The 16493-nt window shown below is 53.4% G+C and carries 13 protein-coding genes and 1 pseudogene; 6 read left to right on the top strand and 8 right to left on the bottom strand.

Features of this window, described 5'->3' with window-relative positions; genetic code table 11:
• Nucleotides 1–249 (top strand): transposase (locus L610_RS15775; RefSeq protein WP_186441533.1); only part of this gene is annotated, 249 nt, incomplete at its 5' end.
• Between the two features lie 229 nt (nucleotides 250–478).
• Here L610_RS15775 and L610_RS15770 read toward each other — a convergent pair.
• From L610_RS15770 to L610_RS15735, 8 genes are all read right to left on the bottom strand, one after another.
• Nucleotides 479–1117, bottom strand: a complete 639-nt coding sequence (locus L610_RS15770) for a GntR family transcriptional regulator (protein WP_186441531.1) — start codon at nucleotides 1115–1117, stop codon at nucleotides 479–481.
• A 57-nt stretch (nucleotides 1118–1174) separates the two neighbouring features.
• Entirely contained in the window at nucleotides 1175–2350 is a 1176-nt protein-coding gene (locus L610_RS15765) for an FAD-binding oxidoreductase (RefSeq protein ID WP_144706237.1), read from the bottom strand.
• The gene (locus tag L610_RS15760) at nucleotides 2340–3824 is read right to left on the bottom strand and encodes a (2Fe-2S)-binding protein (protein ID WP_144706235.1); all 1485 of its coding nucleotides are present in this window, start codon (nucleotides 3822–3824) and stop codon (nucleotides 2340–2342) included. The genes L610_RS15765 and L610_RS15760 overlap by 11 nt, the downstream gene beginning before the upstream one ends.
• A 29-nt stretch (nucleotides 3825–3853) precedes the next feature.
• Nucleotides 3854–5134, bottom strand: a complete 1281-nt coding sequence (locus tag L610_RS15755; protein ID WP_144706233.1) for an aspartate aminotransferase family protein — start codon at nucleotides 5132–5134, stop codon at nucleotides 3854–3856.
• A gap of 71 nt (nucleotides 5135–5205) precedes the next feature.
• Nucleotides 5206–6549 carry an MmgE/PrpD family protein gene (locus tag L610_RS15750; protein ID WP_144706231.1) on the bottom strand — a complete coding sequence of 448 codons (1344 nt, stop codon included), beginning with the start codon at nucleotides 6547–6549 and terminating at the stop codon, nucleotides 5206–5208.
• Nucleotides 6546–7913 (bottom strand): MmgE/PrpD family protein, encoded by a 1368-nt coding sequence (locus L610_RS15745; RefSeq protein WP_144706229.1) that lies wholly within the window; start codon nucleotides 7911–7913, stop codon nucleotides 6546–6548. The genes L610_RS15750 and L610_RS15745 overlap by 4 nt, the downstream gene beginning before the upstream one ends.
• 47 nt (nucleotides 7914–7960) lie before the next feature.
• Nucleotides 7961–9463, bottom strand: coding sequence for an aldehyde dehydrogenase family protein (locus L610_RS15740; RefSeq protein WP_210246023.1), 1503 nt, complete (start codon nucleotides 9461–9463; stop codon nucleotides 7961–7963).
• A gap of 128 nt (nucleotides 9464–9591) precedes the next feature.
• Nucleotides 9592–10635: an aminopeptidase gene (locus L610_RS15735; protein WP_144706225.1), complete on the bottom strand. Its 1044-nt coding sequence runs from the start codon at nucleotides 10633–10635 to the stop codon at nucleotides 9592–9594.
• A 239-nt stretch (nucleotides 10636–10874) separates the two neighbouring features.
• Here L610_RS15735 and L610_RS15730 point away from each other — a divergent pair, with 239 nt between their 5' ends.
• The 5 genes and pseudogenes from L610_RS15730 to L610_RS15710 form a co-directional block, all read left to right on the top strand.
• Entirely contained in the window at nucleotides 10875–12413 is a 1539-nt protein-coding gene (locus tag L610_RS15730) for an ABC transporter substrate-binding protein (RefSeq protein ID WP_144706223.1), read from the top strand.
• A gap of 15 nt (nucleotides 12414–12428) precedes the next feature.
• The gene (locus L610_RS15725; protein WP_144706221.1) at nucleotides 12429–13382 is read left to right on the top strand and encodes an ABC transporter permease; all 954 of its coding nucleotides are present in this window, start codon (nucleotides 12429–12431) and stop codon (nucleotides 13380–13382) included.
• Entirely contained in the window at nucleotides 13379–14269 is an 891-nt protein-coding gene (locus L610_RS15720) for an ABC transporter permease (protein WP_144706219.1), read from the top strand. The genes L610_RS15725 and L610_RS15720 overlap by 4 nt, the downstream gene beginning before the upstream one ends.
• The gene (locus tag L610_RS15715; RefSeq protein WP_144706217.1) at nucleotides 14262–16286 is read left to right on the top strand and encodes an ABC transporter ATP-binding protein; all 2025 of its coding nucleotides are present in this window, start codon (nucleotides 14262–14264) and stop codon (nucleotides 16284–16286) included. Before L610_RS15720 ends, L610_RS15715 begins: the two co-directional genes overlap by 8 nt.
• 60 nt (nucleotides 16287–16346) lie before the next feature.
• Nucleotides 16347–16493 (top strand): annotated as a pseudogene (locus tag L610_RS15710) (IS3 family transposase); the annotation flags it as partial.

Genomic DNA, 16493 nt, shown 5'->3' with positions numbered 1-16493 from the left:
TCCAGCCACAAGCGGGCCGCCGTGAAGGACAGGATTGAAGCCGCCGGTGCAACCCTGCGCTTCCTCCCGCCATACAGCCCGGACTTCAATCCTATCGAGAAGGCCTTCTCGCGCCTCAAGGCCATGCTCCGAAAGATCGGTGAGCGAACCGTCAGCGGCCTCTGGGACCTGATCGGCAGACTCGTCGATATCTTCCAGCCCGACGAATGCGCAAACTACTTCAGCTCGTGCGGATATGACCCGGAATGATCGAAAACCGCTCTAACTTATGGGCGCGGACAAAACGGGGAGCAGGTTAGTCGGATTAAGCGCCTGGGCAAACAGCCTCGCCTCTTTCACGGTGTGAGCCGAACCATCGTGCGAGAGACGCTCGATGGAGTGCGGAGCTTTGGTTGCGCGGAGGAAGCGTTCTCGGCCGCCTCCAGCATCTTGTTGCGCACGTCAGAGCCGGAGATGCCTCTTTAGGAAGTTCAGGTTCTTAGGCTACGTTGGATTCAGATTCTTCCACTATTTTCATCCAAGTACTAAGCGTTTGATTACGATGCCGATGCATCGCTTCTTCCAGCATACCTCTGTCTCGAAACTGTATTGCCTCAACAATCGCTTGGTGCTCCACTTGAGCGCCTTGTGATCTCTCTCTATCAACGCTGAAAATGGACAGGCGTCGAACGTTCCAGACCTTGTTCCACAACTCCTCTATCTGCTGCTTGAGAACCGTGTTTGGGCAAGGATCATACAGTATTGTGTGAAATTCACGATTTAACTTACTGTAATAGGCGGCGTCACGAAGGGCACCTGGGTCATTCATGCGATTCAAGAGATCTCGCATGTGGGTTATTGTATTGTCGGTGTGGTATGGAAGAGCTTGCACTGCGGCGTAGACTTCTAGGTAGGTACGCACATCCACAAACTCAAAGGCGCGCCTCCATGAAACATTGGCAACGGTTGCCCCCCTGTGATCTTCCATCAGTATTAAGCCATCACGCTGAAGCATGCGTAGTGCTTCACGAACTGGCATTTGACTTATGCCGAACTTCGCTGCAAGTTCCGCAAGGCGAAGCCTTTGATCAGGCTGAAGCGCGCCGGACAGTATGTCGGCGCGCAGTCGATCATACACGAAACCGCTTTTCGTCGCGGGTGCTTTGTTTAGCGTGTCCAAATTAAGCCCCCAACTCTAACTGCTTCGACGGTAAGCGGCGTAATAATCGCCAAGAACTACCGGCGTATCCTCTTTTCCTACATAACGATTTGCGTCAAATTCAGTGAGTGCCTCCGGCCGCCTATCAGTATCTATCCATTCAGCAAGCAATTCCGCGGTATATGGTATCAGGGCTATGCCACGACCATTGTCTCCGTTGAATTGTACGAACCCTTTCAGCTGCGACGCAAAGCCCAGCATAGGCTTTCGATCGGGTGTCATGTCATACACACCCGCCCATTGACGCACAACTCGCAATGCCGACAACTTAGGAGCCTTACTGAGTATCTGTTCCGCAGCGCGGCGAAGGTGGAGGGGGGATGCAGAAGTGTTCATACCCAACGGTTCATTTGGATCTGTCACCCCAATTACAGTCTCGCCTCTCAATGTTTGATGAAACCATCCCTCAATGGGCCGGTAAAATGTTATCATCGTGTCCATATAGGGCTGGCACGACTCGGTAACGATCGCCTCGCGTCTTACTGGAGTATTTGGGACCTGTATTCCCGCCAAACGGGAGACGTCGCCGGACCATCCGCCCGCAGCATTGACAACTATCGGGGATCTATAGCTCCGATCTTGGGTTACAACCCCTTGAACTGCGCCGTTTTGGCTCTCCACAGCTTCAACTTCAGTATTCTCAACGATTTCTACGCCATATGCTAGGACTCGTCGCTTATAAGCGTTTTGTAGAGAATCATGATGAATGCAAGCATCCGGTCGAATCAACGTGGCAACGGGCTGCGCACCCCCGTCTAAAATTGGCAGTCGTTCGACCACCTTTCGGCCCGTATAGTACTCGGTTTTTTGTCCCATCGCATGAAGCATCTTGCGGATGCCATCGATGGTTTCAACCTCGTCCTCATCATAGAAGACAAGTGCATATCCAGGAGTCCAAAACAGTGTATTCGAAGATAGTTCTGTCGAAAGCTGTGCGTGCTTGGCGAAGGCTCTCTTGGCATAACGAGCGAGTGGCTCTGAGAATTGGGATGTGCGTACACGCCCAATATTCCTACTCGTTCCCCCCGCGCCAACATGCTTCCGTTCTATGATGACAATTTTGCGCCGGCGACGTTTGGATAACTCATATGCTAGTGCCAGCCCCGCGAGACCCCCTCCGACAATGGCAACATCATACTGATCACTTGTCATTTTCAATCCCTCCTGCAAAGGAGGCTAGTGATGTAGGGCGGATTAGAGGCCGCATCGTCGGGAGGGCAGGTGGATACCCCCCCTCAGCGAGACATTGTAGTAATAGGCAATGGCACAATTTGCCCTGGCAGGGGCCTGTAGCCGCCCCCGTTCGACGTTTAAGATGTTCGATGCCACCGAATCCGTCACGGAGCGCTTGGCGGATGTCGCCTACAGTGACATCTTCGCACGGACAGATAATCGTCTGATCATCCATGTTTTCGCAACCAGGGAGTGGCTCGAAGGCATAGCGTCTCGGAGTTCGGCCGTCCAAAAGCCAAGCAAGCACATCAGATCGTGTTACTTCTGCAATATTCTCGGTTACCCCCGCTGCGGCACCGACCACCAAAACTGGGAAATTAGCTTCTCCGGCGGGTTCGATGGCAGATCCAGATCCGCGCCAAGTTAACTGTTGGCCGGACTGCAGTTGGAGCTCATATCGGGGCTGTTGGTATCCAACTACCAGCACGTCGCATCTTGCTCTACGGCCATTGCTAAACCAGAGCTTTTGTAGTCGACTTCTCCCTGTCGCTCGAGTGATCTGCACTCCCTTTAGGCAATTGTCAGCTAGATCATCTGGTAGGTTAGACGATCCCGCAGCATACAGGAATCGCACACCAGCTGCCGACGCAATTTCTTTTGCTTCATGCGCAGTCGCTTCGGATGTGTAGATCGCATAAGTCTTATTTTTGGCGAGCAACCCCCTCATTGACAACTTACGAAATGCATGCAGGCCAATTATGCCTGGAATATCATTTCCCGGAAATGGTAGTAAGCGATCGTAAGTTCCAGTTGCTAGAACAAGTCGATTAAACAATACTTCGAGTGTGCCGGTCGGCTTTGCGCAAAGCGCGAAATATTCCCCATTATTTCCACGCCGGTAAATGCCGAGGACGGTTGTATTTCCAAACTTATGCCGATGGTCCAGGAAGGTCAGTTCGCTTTCGTCCACAATTACCGCATCGACGCCACGCTCTTGTAGCGCTTCGAGCGCAGCGGTGCCGGCTATTCCCGCCCCTACAACTAAGACGTCGCAAATGATCGTGCCGTGTGAGGACGCGCGTCCAGTCGGCGCGCTCAGGGGGAGGGCACGGGATGCGTGGCGGATGAACCCCAGAAACCACTGCTGCAAAGCTGCCGGACGTAAGATCACCTTTTCGTGGAACCAAGGACGCATAAACCGCGCCGCGTATGACACTGCACCCTTCCACCGGGGATCGGGGCGCAGTTGTGCCAAATCATCCGCCGAGATCTGGCAGGCAAGGCCCACACTCCCGTCCTTCAGCGCGACTTTACATTGCTGGCACCATCCAGAATGGCAAAAGGCCCCTCTGGCCCGACCGAAACGGAAGCTTGCACCGAGGCGAAATTTGCCCGCGCGAAACGCGCGTGCAGCCAGCGACGGTTGCACTATACCCTTGGAAGTATCCATCATGTGCTTCTTCGAAGTCGGAGGTCCAGTTCTTAGGCGTATTCTTGTTGAGGGGCGCAGATGATATCGCGTACGACGCTGATCATCGTGTCTAGTCCCTCTTCCAAGTCCGCCTCCTCGATCGTGAGAGGAGGGGCGATCTTGACTACTTGTCCGGCGTAGCCTCCGCCCCCCGCGATTATTCCCTTTTGTTGCAGCCCTTGAAGCACCAACGACGCAATGCGCGCACCTTCAGAGGAAAGCCCGAAGTCAATCGCTACCCATAGACCGATACCGCGAACTTCCTCGACGCTTGGAAGATTCTGTAGGTGCTGTTGAAGCTTCTTTAGGGCCTTCGCGCCCAGACGTTCAGAACGTGCCGCAAGGTCCTCATTCTGCATGACCCGGATCGCGGCTACAGCAGCGGCCAAGTTCACATTGTTGGTGAGAAACGTGGAACTGTAGCTATCAGGTCGCCAAGAGGTCATGTATTCTGACTTCCCTACGATAGCAGCAACCGCCATTCCTCCACCAATCCCCTTTCCGATCGTCATCAGGTCCGGCACTACGTTGAAGTGTTGAGATGCCCACATCTTTCCCGAGCGGCCGCAACCCGATTGGATCTCATCAATTATAAGAAGAGCGCCCGTCTGGTCGCAGAACGCTCTAAGCCGGGGCAAAAAATCGGAAGGCGGAATAACTACGCCTCCGTTGCCTTGAACGGGCTCCACAATTACTGCAGCGATCTCGCCGATTCCACCGGCTGGCCCTGCAAGGGAATTAAGTGTCTCAATAACATTGTTGCTGGAGCGGAATCCCGTCTCTCCTGTAGCAGGATAAGGAAGGAACTGACCAGCCGCTTGAATACCCAGGGATTCGCGATAATTTGCCTTGCCAGCAAGACCAACTATCCCCGGTGACCGACCAAAGTAGCTGCCTGAAAAAGTGATCACCTCACCCTGCGGTCGACGTGTTTTTGCGATACGGATAGCAGTCTCGTTAGCCATTGCTCCGGTGATCGCTGGCAAAATCCGATTTAGTTCTTTCGGCGCAATGGACGCCACCGCCTCATAGAACTCTGCTCGCACACGAGAGGGATTAGCGGAAGGGCAATGCATCAAGTCGCGCGCCTGCTGAATTACAGCGTCCACGACCGCCGGGTGGTTGTGCCCCACGCTGGCGACGGCGAAAAGACCACTTAGATCGAGATAACGCCGACCTTCATTGTCAAACAGGTATGCGCCTTGCGCACGTTCGAGGACAATGGGATTCAGCGGAGACCGCATACCGCTTGCTTCAAACGCACGGCATCTTTCCAATACGCTCATATTCATCAGTTTATCTCCCTGAAGCGACAAGTATTAGGTGTGTCGCAAGTATTTCATCGGCTCGTCGAGTAAAAATGTTAATTCGGCAAACCAAATCCCATGTGAACACAGCGCTCAAAGCCTGCGCCGACGAAATTCAAAGCGAGAGTCACGCAGCGATCTTTTTGAGACTTGGATGTGACCGCCAGGCAGTTGCAGAGTTTTTGAATCCACGTCGCATCTGTCCAGTCTACCCTCGGAAGCTGTTCAACTTCGGCCGCGATCGTCCGCTCCCCTAGAGAGATGGAGACACGAGCGATGCGTCCCGGTCTTCCGAAGTCGCACTCTTCAACGTTGGCTAAAGAAGCGAGATGCTTCACCGGAGCTGAAGCAAATCGACCATCCGCAAAGTCGTTGAGACTAATTGAACCCTTTGTGAGGATCAAACCAACGCAGGTGGCGATATGAAATTTGGCTTCATCTGGCGAGAGAGGTGGCGCATTTCTTAGGGGGGTATGGCTTCCTGGTGTCCCTGTAATTTTGATAGAAGTTATTTCTTCTAAAGTGAAAGAGTGACCTGATCGAAGCTTCGAAGCTGCTGCAAGCGCTCGATGTGTGGCATAACAGGTTGGGAACACCTTTATTTCTGTGCCGCCGACCAGCACTGGCCCTGCCTTGCCTAAGCTGTCGATCTCCGCGTTCAAGCGTCCCAAGCTTCCGCCGTAAAGTGACTCGAAGCCTGCAGGCCCCTCCATGACGCTACCACCAGAGGTGACGCCCACGCGGGCAAGCAAGGTTGCCCGGACAGCGGCGGCCGAAGCGAAGCCTGCTTGCAAGGCCTTCGCGTCAGTGCCGAAATTTGCTTGCAGGCCTCCGGCCTGTGCGACTGCGAGGCCGATTGCGTTAGCTGTCATAGAGGGATTGTAGTTCAGTAGACGACAACAGGCGGCAGTTGCAGCGATGACTCCGATTGTCGAGGTGGAGTGCCAGCCTATGCCATAGTGGTGCTTGATGATCGCGCGGCCCAGCGCTGCTCCAACTTCGTAGCCGACAATGTAGGCGTCCAACAAGCCGGTTGCATCATCCGCGATGGAGGACACAGCGGCGAGCGCGGGTAACAGGACGGCGCTAGGGTGCCCTCGCCAAGCGGTAGCGACATCATCGAAGTCCAAAGCGTGAGCCGCCACGCCATTAAATAGAGCGGCCAACTCTGGAAGCGCTCCGTCGCCCACTCCCCAAAGAGGCACCACCTTGGATCCCGTAGCTTCAGTCGAGGCGAACTGCCTGACCTTTTGGACGATAGGAGTATTATGAGCTGCAAAGGCGACAGCTAATGTGTCGCATATGGATAGTGCCGCAGCGGATCGAGCAGGCGCAAGCCAATCTGCCGACGCAGATTGGACAAACTCGCCAATTGCTCCCTGCACGGACCGTTGTGTCATCGATGCAACCTAGTCGCTTCCAATACGCCTATAAGTTGAGACTTGTTTGGCATCGCCATTAGTTTGTCGAATGCTTCTTTCGCGCCGCTGTTAAGAACTCCTTCCGCGCACAAGGCGAACTTTTCGAAAAGCTCTTCGGTTGATAGGGGAAGAAGTGAACTTCCTCTTGGCTGAAGGGTGAAGCGTTCGCTCACCGCTCCTTCAACGGTCGTTACTTTGATGCGAGAGCAGTGTGTCACCCCAGCCGGAGCTCGAGGGAGGGTAGGATCGATATGCACCCGTATCCGCTTCATAAGCTCTACGACCTTGGGTGCCTTAACTTTATCTGATTCAAAATCAGAAAGGGTGATCCGTCCATTCAATGCCGCAATCGCTATTGGATAGCGGAGACTAAACTTCCCTTCGAGGCCTGTTGTTGGAAAATCATAAATCAAAATGCCTGGGATGTCTGGGCCAATCCAAGCGTCGATTGAAGCAATATCATCCACATCGATTTTCTGGGCGCTAATGATATCAATGATGCCATCAATCGCGGTGTGGCTACTGGAGCAACAAGGGTAAAGCTTGATATTAAGTCCTGGCTCTTCAAAGGCATGAGGGGAACCAAAGCCCGCCACAGCGTCAACAACTTTGTTAATGGCCCCTTGAATATCTACCCAGCCTGTTTTCCCGAAAAGTATACCGGGTGACGCTTGCACGCCTGAGGTTGCGATAGCTGCGGCACGTACACCACTGGCAGCAGCGTGACCGACTTGTATTGGCTTTGCGGTGCTTCCAAATGAAGCTTTCAAGCCAGAACTGAAAGAAGCCGCGAAGCGGAGAGCATTTGCAAGCTGGCCCGCATCCGCTCCCCTCAATATCGCGCTAGTTGCCGCGCTGCCAAAAGCACCTAAGGTAGCTGTCGCGTGCCACCCGCGGTTGTAGTGATCTGGATTAACGCAAAGACCAAGTCGATTTATGACTTCAATCCCTGCCAAATAACTGGCAAGCACCATTCTCGTGTCAGCGTCAGGATCGGCTGTGCTAAATGCTGCCGCTGCTACAGCAACCGTCGGATGGCCTACAGCCACTGCGGGCTCGTCGTCATCGAAGTCATGCATGTGCGCAGCAGCGCCAAGAAATGAGGCTTTGGCGCTGCTAGAGAGAGCGCACTTGAGTGTGAACCCCTCCACACTACCGCGTAGTCCAGCGTCGACTTGAAGTGCCTGCAGGTACCCTCGCATCTCCTCAACTTCAGCGCCGGCAAGAAAAACGCCGATGAAGTCAGTGATATGTCGAGCAGCCAGCGCCAACAATGGTTCGGGTGGGTTGTGCGCAAATTTGAGCGCCTGTTCGGCAAGCTCATATTCAAGTTCTTGACTCATATTGCATCAACACTCTGGTTCTTTAGGACTGGACCAAGGCACGCGCGTCAATTGAAGCCAGAGATGGTCCTGCTCTGCTCTCGCATGAATTGCGGCAAGTAATGAGGGCCAAGCGCCCCCTTGCCGGTTAAACCAGAGCCTTTCCACCCGGCGAAGCTTTGAATTCCTGGCCATGCACCGTTAGTCGCTCCATTGCGACGATTGGCGTAGAGGACACCAGCTTGGGCGCGGTTGAGAAATTCAACAAGCTCGGCCTCGTCGTTTCCGAAGAAACCCGCTGCCAGGCCCATGTTCACTGAGTTTCCCCTGTCGATTGCCTCGCTTAGGGAAATAAAGGGCGCCACGATGAGTAGGGGCGCAAACAATTCAGTTTTGAAGAGTAAATCATCTTCTGGTAGGTTCGTCACGACGGCTGGACGGACGAAGTGACCAGCAGACAGCTCACCTTGGATGCGTGTCCCACCACAAAGTAAAGTACCTACTTCCGCAGCGTGCGCCGCTGCTTCTTCAAAGCGTCTCACGGCGACTTCATTAATCAGCGGACCATTGGTCACTGATCGATCGATGGAGTCTCCAAATTTCAACGCTTCAACGCGCCTTAGTACCTCAGTAACAAAGGTGTCGTAGTGGCTTTCATGAACAAACGCGACCGACGTCGCCGTACATTTTTGGCCTTGAAAATTGAATGCTGACTTTGCGATACCTTCCGCAGCGATCAAAGGATCTGCGCTCTGAGCCACATAGGTAGGGTTTTTACCTCCCATTTCTGCTAAGACGGGGCGCATAAATGGACCACTGGCGATCTTTCGCAAAATTGCCATGCCGGTGGAATGAGATCCCGTGAATGCGATTCCATCCACCCCTGGTTCTTCAACAAGTCTGGGTCCGGACGATGTCCCGCAGAGTGAGTTGAACGTCCCGGCGGGAAGGGGATCCGCCGAAAAAATCTCGGCGAGCATAGATCCGGTCAAGCCTGCTGCGGGGCTCCATTTTGCCACGACGGTATTCCCTGCGGCCAATGCGGGCGCAATCATACCGACTGGCAGTGCAACAGGGTAATTGAAGGGGCAGATGATGCCAAAAGTGCCGAAGGGGCGGAGAAATGTCTGAGATGTCTCACCCGGCATCGCGCTATTTGAGGGTTCTACAAATCCTTCGTGACGTTGCATCTGATCACAATAGTAATCTAGCAAAGCAACGGCTTCTTCGGTTTCCGCTAGCGCTTCTACTCGCGTTTTTCCGGTTTCATGCATCACGGCCATCGCGAGTTCGTACTTCCGCCCATTGAGCATTTCCCTGACTTCCGCGAGTCGCTTAAGGCGCTCTTGCCAAGGCATTTTGCCCCATATCTCGGACGCTCCCCGGGCAGCCGCCACAGCCCGCGTAATCGCCGCAGTCGAGGGCTCAATAAACGTACCTAAAACGATCTCCGTATTGATCGGGCTCCGGGAGATATAGGCCGTTCCGTCCTGATCCTGGCGACCAGCAATGAAGTTACCCCAAGATCGACCAAGCCCAGCCCTGAAACCAGGCAGCTCACGATCTAGCATGGCGTGGTGGGGTTCCAGATCCGATGGGGGATTTATGTAGGTTACTGGTGCTAAGGATTCTGTTGGCATTGGCATGTTCCTAAGCTTGAAGAATATTCACTGCGGCCGACTACAATTGCCAATCGGCCCTAGACATTCAGCGGACGGTCCACCGGCCTTAAAAACTTACCGTCCTCGATCCGCTTCTCGCCATCGACGTAAAGAGTGGGCTGCAATATGACGCCATCCATGTGAATGTTTGACATGATCTCCCCCCCCACATCGACATTCGTTCCAAGCCCGAAATGCATTGAGCCGAGTATATTCTTGTCCTCGCGCTGCACCCCGCGTATCAGCGCTTTTGAATTTATTCCAATTGACGCTTCTGCCGGGCAGATATAACCGTTGTCGTCTGCATGTTGCTCAAGGTAGGTGCGCAGAAGGTGAGCTTCCGCACCGCCATCAATATTAATGATCCTACCCCTCTCTATAGTAAGTTCTATGGGATCATAAATCCTGCCGATTTTATGTATGCACAGGTCGAATACGAGCTTGCCGTTCGCAGAGAATTCAACGGGGCAAATATTTAACTCGCCGTTTGGGTATAGAAAACGGAATAAGGAGGATTTGCGCCTGCTCGTCTTCGAAAGATGGTTGACCTTGTATGGAACAAAATTCTCGTCAGGAAGGCTCGGAGGAAAGATACGGCCTTCTACCGAATAGGTGAGGTCCGTCCCATATTTTGAGGTGACGCGGCATATCTTGGCGTCCACGCCGACGATATTTGTTCCAACATAATGGTGACGAACCGCCATTTCTCGCTGATCTTCAGTGACTGCGCCCGATTGGAACATCTCAAGGGTCATTCCGCCATCCATGCAGATGACTGGGATGCCAGCCTTTTGCGCTGCCATGCTTGCTGGTGCGTGAAGCATGCCTGTTGTGGCAACAAGGACATTTAAATCGACATTCATCATTGCATCACAGACAGGTTTGGGCGGATCGTAATAATCTGCTGGCCGCGGGTCGAAAATCGCGAGAGATGCGTCAGCACCCAATTCTGTGAGGACACTCATGATCGCCTGCCATACACGAGGATCGTGAGCAAAATCGGAAATCACCAGTACCTTCATTCCCGGTGTAACATTCGCAACAAATGGGGCGCGAAGGTATTTTAGGTCGCCAGTCAACATATATCCGCTTTCAATCATAACGCGCGTTCAAGCGGCGCCCCCCCCCCGACGAGGGATCGCCTACAAATCATATATTTGATATTATCCGGATGTGACGCGGTCGTCTAGTAGGTATTTGACATTGCGGAACGAATGAGCGCGAATATGATCAGTTTCAGCGAGATGCAGAAGAAACTTGCTTGAACTTGTGGATTGTATATCGTATCAAATATACGCAGCATCCTAGTCGGGAGGTGGTTATGGGAATTTTCTCCAGCACGCGCAGGGCGTTTTTGGCTGGCGTGGTAGTTACTTTTGGTGCGGCGGGGGTAGTCACTGTGTGCTCCGCGGAAGAGGTTTACGAAGGCGGAACTTTGAGAGTGAGCGTAGCTGGCTCGCCGCGATTGCTTGACCCGCCTATCACCGGGTCGGTGGAGGAGTGGATTGTCACCTCCCTGTTCTACAACAACCTAACTGCAGTGGATAAGGAGTTTCGCGTTCATCCTGACCTTGCGGAAAGCTGGACTGCAGAGAACGAGGGGCGCGAATGGATTTTTGTCCTTCGTCAGGGGGTGAAGTTTCACTCCGGTAGAGACCTGACTGCAGAGGACGTCGTTGCGTCGATTTCGAGAGTCATTGACCCTGCTACAAACTCCCGTGGTCGGGGGGCCCTGGGACCAATTACTGCCGTTGAGGCCCTTGATACACACTTGGTAAAATTTACTCTCGGTCAGCCGATAGCGGACTTTCCGTCCAACCTCGCGCTACCTTATGCCAGAATTGTCCCGAAGGACGTGGCCGTGAACCTCAATACAGAAGAGGATGGAACAGGTCCCTTCGTCCTGAAAGAGTTTGTGGTTGGTGAAAAGATAATCGCCGAAAAAAACCCAAACTACTTTAAGGCAGGTAAGCCGCGCGTAGACCGCATTCAGTTCACGGTATACCCGGATTCCACCGCAGAAATTAATGCACTAAAGGATGGGCAGACTGACATCATTATGCAGGTTAGGCCCGATCAGGTAGACCTTCTTGCTGATGCTAATGGTGTCGTTGTTGAAGAGGTTCCGACTGGTACATTCGTACCGATCGTCATGCGCTCGGACAAGCCTCCGTTCGACAATCCACTAGTTCGGAAGGCGCTGAAGCTTACTCTGGACAGAGATGCGATCGTCAATGCCGTTTTGGGTGGACATGGCGTCGTCGCAAATGACCAAAGCCTTCCCCCAAGCAATCCGTTTTTCAATGCCGACATAGTCGCCCCTAAGCGTGATATCGAGACAGCCAAGAAATTACTTGCTGAAGCAGGGTATGCTGATGGCCTGAAGGCGACCCTGTACACTAGCGACGCTCGCGTAGGTATGCTGCCCGTCGCACTAATGGCCCGTGAGATGTCACGGGAGGCTGGCTTTGATCTTGATATTCAGAATGTAACGTGGGACGTTTTTCTGAACACGATTTGGGAAAAGCAGTCGCTATACGTAAACAATTGGTTCGCGCGACCCACCACTGATACAAGCATCCTTCCATTCTTTGTTTCGAGGGATAAAGGAGGCTCCCTTAACGATTTTTATTACTCAAACCCGGAAGTTGATGATTTGTTGTTGGGTGCGCAAGGCGAGCTGGACACCGATAAGCGCAGGGAAATGCTGCACAAAGCTCAGAAAATAATCTCCGAGGATGGCCCCGCTGTCATAACGTTTTTCAGAAATAACATTACCGCGTTTCGTGATTATGTCAGAGAATACTCTGCTGATCCTGGAATAAGTTTCCCCGCCGAAGAAATCTGGCTTAAGAAGTAAACTCCTGGATAGTCTATGCTACGCTTTTTTTTAGCTCGCCTTATTTATTCCGTGGCGGTCTTGGTTGCCGTGTCCGTGTTGGTTTTCGCAGTTACGGAGCTGCTTCCAGGAAGCGTGGCACATATGATCCTTGGCATGGACGCCACTCCCGAGGCAGTGGCGTCCCTGTCGAAACAATTGGGATTGGATCGTCCGGCTCCGCTTCGATTGTTGTCATGGCTGGGCAACGCTGCGATCGGGGACTTCGGTGACTCTTTGCGCATGCAGCGCCCGATTGCTCCCATTCTGGCTGAGCGCTTGTGGAACTCGCTCGTACTGACGCTCGTCGGGATGGTGATCATCATCGTCGGTGGTCTGTTGATGGGTTTAGTAATGGCCTTAAGCGCACGCACCAGCTTGGACCGCGTTTTGACGGCCACATCTGTGATTATGGCTTCACTGCCGGAATTTGTTACAGGAACCGTGCTTGTGTTCTTATTTGGAGGCGGTCTGCTACGACTTTTTCCTCCTTCGGGATACGAGGGCTTTGGGTACGGCGTCCTTCCAGCGCTCTCACATCTAGCTCTTCCCGCACTTTCCCTGTCACTTATCCTAATGGCCTATGTCGCTCGGATCGCCAGGACGTCGATCATCGACACCTTGGAGCTGGAATTCGTGCGGACCGCGCGCCTCAAGGGAATCCCTGAGCGGAAGGTTCTTGTGCGGCACGTGCTTCCCAATGCTCTTGTCCCGACAATTACTGTCCTCTGCATGAATCTAGGTTGGATATTCGGGGGTATCGTTGTCGTTGAAGAAATATTTGTCTTTCCAGGCATTGGTCGATTGATGCTATTCGCGGTTTCTGAGCGTGATTGGCCGCTTATCCAAGCAACGGCTGTCGTAATCGCTAGCTTCTATGTCTTCGGCAATTTGCTGGGGGACATTCTTGTCGGGCTGATGAATCCCCGCCTGCGGACGATGACAGCATGAGTAAAGCGATCGGAGCTTATATCTTGACCGAAAGTAAAGGGTTGGCTGCAGGTCCACTAACGGTTGCCGCTAGTGTCGTGTTACGTGACCGTATTCTTTTCACGGCCCTGTTAGTTCTAACGTGCCATCTTGTATTAGCGGCAACTGCCGACTTTATAACGCCCTATTCGCCTGAGGCGATGAGCTTTTCGGATATCCTCAAACCGCCAAGCTGGGCACACTGGTTTGGGACCGATCGGTACGGGCGCGATGTTCTGGCTCGAACGCTTTTTGGAGGCCAGATAACGTTGGCGTTTGGTTTCGGCGCAGTGATTGTGTGTCTTCTAATTGGTCTTCCAGTAGGTCTGGCGGCTGCTTATTATGGAGGCTGGATAGATCAGCTGCTGATGCGGGTCATGGACGTACTCATGTCCTTTCCGACGGTGCTGCTAGGTCTTCTTATCCTCATAGTAGCGGGTCCCGATCTCTCAACTCTTATTCTCGCTGTTGGATTAGTGTACAGCCCGCGTACTACGCGTGTGGTACGTGGCGCGGCTCTAGCTCTGCGGGATGCAGTGTTTATCGATGCTGCTCGGGCTCGAGGTGAACGGGACACCTATATAATGTTGAAGGAAATACTTCCTCTCTGCTTGGGCCCAATAATTGTTGAAGTCTGTATTCGCTTGGGCTACGCAATCCTACTGGGGGCTTCTCTGAACTACCTCGGCTTGGGTGTTCAACCGCCCGCGGCAGATTGGGGCTCGCTGATCTTTGAAGCGCGACCTCAAATGCTTCAGGCCCCTTGGACTGCCTTCTTCCCGATCCTCTTTATTTCGACGTTGGTGGCCTCGCTACACTTGGTAGGCGACGGTATCGATGCTGCCTTGAAAGGTAATTATAATGGGTGATCGTGTGCCTCAAGATACCCCAGTGCTCGAGATCCGCGACCTCTCGATCTCCATCAAGGGGACACCTGGGGCTCGCCCACTCGCGAAGGATGTAAACCTGACGATCCGTTCCAATGAAGCGATTGGCATTATTGGAGAATCAGGATCTGGGAAATCTACAGTCGCTTTGGCGGTATTGAACTATCTGGCTCGAAATCTGGAAGTGGTCTCTGGTAGCATTCGCTTTTGTGGGGAAACGGATCTCCTAAATGCGCCTAGATCTATCTATGGGAACCTAATTGCGCATGTCGCCCAGGATCCAATGGCCGCACTGAATCCGATCATGCGTATTGGCAAACAGTTGTGCGAAAGCCTGCGGTTGCATCTAGGTATGACTACGGCTGAAGCCAAGATACGTGCGATCGAGCTGTTAAATGAAGTTCGGTTGCCGAATGCCGAGGCAATCTTTGAGTCATTGCCCCACGAGCTTAGCGGCGGCATGCAGCAACGTGTTTGTATTGCAATGGCTCTGGCTTGCGACCCAAAGCTCATAATTCTCGACGAGCCAACTACCGGGTTGGACGCTCGCACCGAGAGCGCAGTTCTCGAATTGTTGCAGGAACTTAAGAACAACAGAGATCTTTCTATACTTATCATCTCTCATAATCTCGCAGCCGTCGCTGATGTCGCTGATAAAGTAGCGGTGATGTATGCGGGGCGGGTTGTTGAGATGGGACCTACATCCCAAATCCTACAGAAACCCGCTCATCGATATACACAGATGTTATTGAGCGCGGTGCCGCGGATGGACGGCGATAGGCCGTTGATCGACGCGCCTTGGCAGGAGGCCGCCCTTCCAACGGAGGGCTGTGCCTTTCGTTCAAGATGCGATTTAGCGTTAGCAGAGTGCAGCGCTTATGATGGCACCCTGACGCTGGGTGAACAAAGGAGTTCACGCTGCGTAAGAGCTGTTGCGCTTCTTGAGGGGCTCAACCCGCGCGAGGAGACGAATGCTTTACACCCCAAGAAGTCGAGGCAGGCGGGCGACAATGTTCTCACGGTGTCCGATCTGTCTTTCTCCTATTCTCAGACTCTAGCGGCAAGAGGCAATGTTGCGTCGCGAGCGTTGGACGATGTTCGGATCAACGTTAGAAGCGGGTCGATTACAGCACTAATCGGGGAGAGTGGATCGGGAAAATCGACGCTAGCGCGGCTTATCGTTGGATTGCTTCGCCCAAGTACGGGTTCGATTAAGCTGGGAGGCCAAGAGCTTGGTAGATTCCGTCGATATCCGTTAGAGATCTGTCGTCGGCTGCAGATTGTGTTCCAAAACGTTGCGGGATCACTTCATCCGGGCAAACGAGCTCTGACGTTACTGGCGCGTCCCTTTCAACTCTACGAGCGGCGGATGCCCTCACAACAGGAACTGAGAGAACTCTTGTCACCTGTCGGCTTGAGGACCGACCTTCTTCCAAAGCGGATAACGGCTCTTAGCGGAGGCGAGCGCCAGCGCCTTGCACTTGCTCGAGCGACTGCACCTAACCCAGATATCCTAGTTCTGGATGAGGCCTTTTCTGCTTTGGACGTTTCTATGAAAGTTCGCGTGGCGAGGTATCTAATGGAGCAGAGTCGTGCTTCTGGTGCCGCGCAGCTACTCGTAACACACGAACTGCCGTTTGTGCGTTATCTGGCCGACGACGTCGTTGTGCTTTACCGGGGGTGGGTCTGCGAAAACGGTCCCGCGTCGCAGCTGTTCACTGCCCCGTACCACCCTTATACTGAAACGCTCATTTGGGCGGCCCGTAGACTTGAAGGACAGAAGCCCAAGCGTACCGATTTGTTTCGGGTTGATAGTAGCGTGGGACTTGTAGCCCCAATCGCGCAACGTGGCTGCCCCTTTCACACAGCCTGTTCCCGCCGAATCGATGGAGTGTGCAATCAAGAAGCGCCACCTGAGCAGCAAACAGGTACTCGTCGGATCGCGTGTCATATCCCGTTGCCTGAACTGGAGCGGATCCAGAAGGCTGAGTATGAGTGACATGCACTGAACCGCGCCGGGATTGCCGGAGGCTCCCCCTCTTGAGATTAAGGAGCCATCATGACGAAACGGAACGGCAATACCTATTCACCTGAAGTGCGCGAGCGCGCGGTTCGAATGGTTCTGGAGCACCGGGGCGAGTATGCTTCGGAATGGGAAGCTATCAATTCGATCGCTTCGAAGATCGGCTGCACCGGGGAGACGCTT

This window comes from Aminobacter sp. J44 (genome assembly GCF_007829415.1).
Lineage (GTDB): Bacteria > Pseudomonadota > Alphaproteobacteria > Rhizobiales > Rhizobiaceae > Aerobium.
This window is presented reverse-complemented; position numbering and strand designations above follow the sequence as displayed.

Bases quoted from the DNA above. Each gene is read 5' to 3' on its own strand.
- L610_RS15765 (WP_144706237.1), bottom strand. From the start codon at position 2,350: ATGACAAGTGATCAGTATGATGTTGCCATTGTCGGAGGGGGTCTCGCG.
- L610_RS15760 (WP_144706235.1), bottom strand. From the start codon at position 3,824: ATGATGGATACTTCCAAGGGTATAGTGCAACCGTCGCTGGCTGCACGC.
- L610_RS15755 (WP_144706233.1), bottom strand. From the start codon at position 5,134: ATGAATATGAGCGTATTGGAAAGATGCCGTGCGTTTGAAGCAAGCGGT.
- L610_RS15750 (WP_144706231.1), bottom strand. From the start codon at position 6,549: ATGACACAACGGTCCGTGCAGGGAGCAATTGGCGAGTTTGTCCAATCT.
- L610_RS15745 (WP_144706229.1), bottom strand. From the start codon at position 7,913: ATGAGTCAAGAACTTGAATATGAGCTTGCCGAACAGGCGCTCAAATTT.
- L610_RS15740 (WP_210246023.1), bottom strand. From the start codon at position 9,463: ATGCTAGATCGTGAGCTGCCTGGTTTCAGGGCTGGGCTTGGTCGATCT.
- L610_RS15735 (WP_144706225.1), bottom strand. From the start codon at position 10,635: ATGTTGACTGGCGACCTAAAATACCTTCGCGCCCCATTTGTTGCGAAT.
- L610_RS15730 (WP_144706223.1), top strand. From the start codon at position 10,875: ATGGGAATTTTCTCCAGCACGCGCAGGGCGTTTTTGGCTGGCGTGGTA.
- L610_RS15725 (WP_144706221.1), top strand. From the start codon at position 12,429: ATGCTACGCTTTTTTTTAGCTCGCCTTATTTATTCCGTGGCGGTCTTG.
- L610_RS15720 (WP_144706219.1), top strand. From the start codon at position 13,379: ATGAGTAAAGCGATCGGAGCTTATATCTTGACCGAAAGTAAAGGGTTG.
- L610_RS15715 (WP_144706217.1), top strand. From the start codon at position 14,262: ATGGGTGATCGTGTGCCTCAAGATACCCCAGTGCTCGAGATCCGCGAC.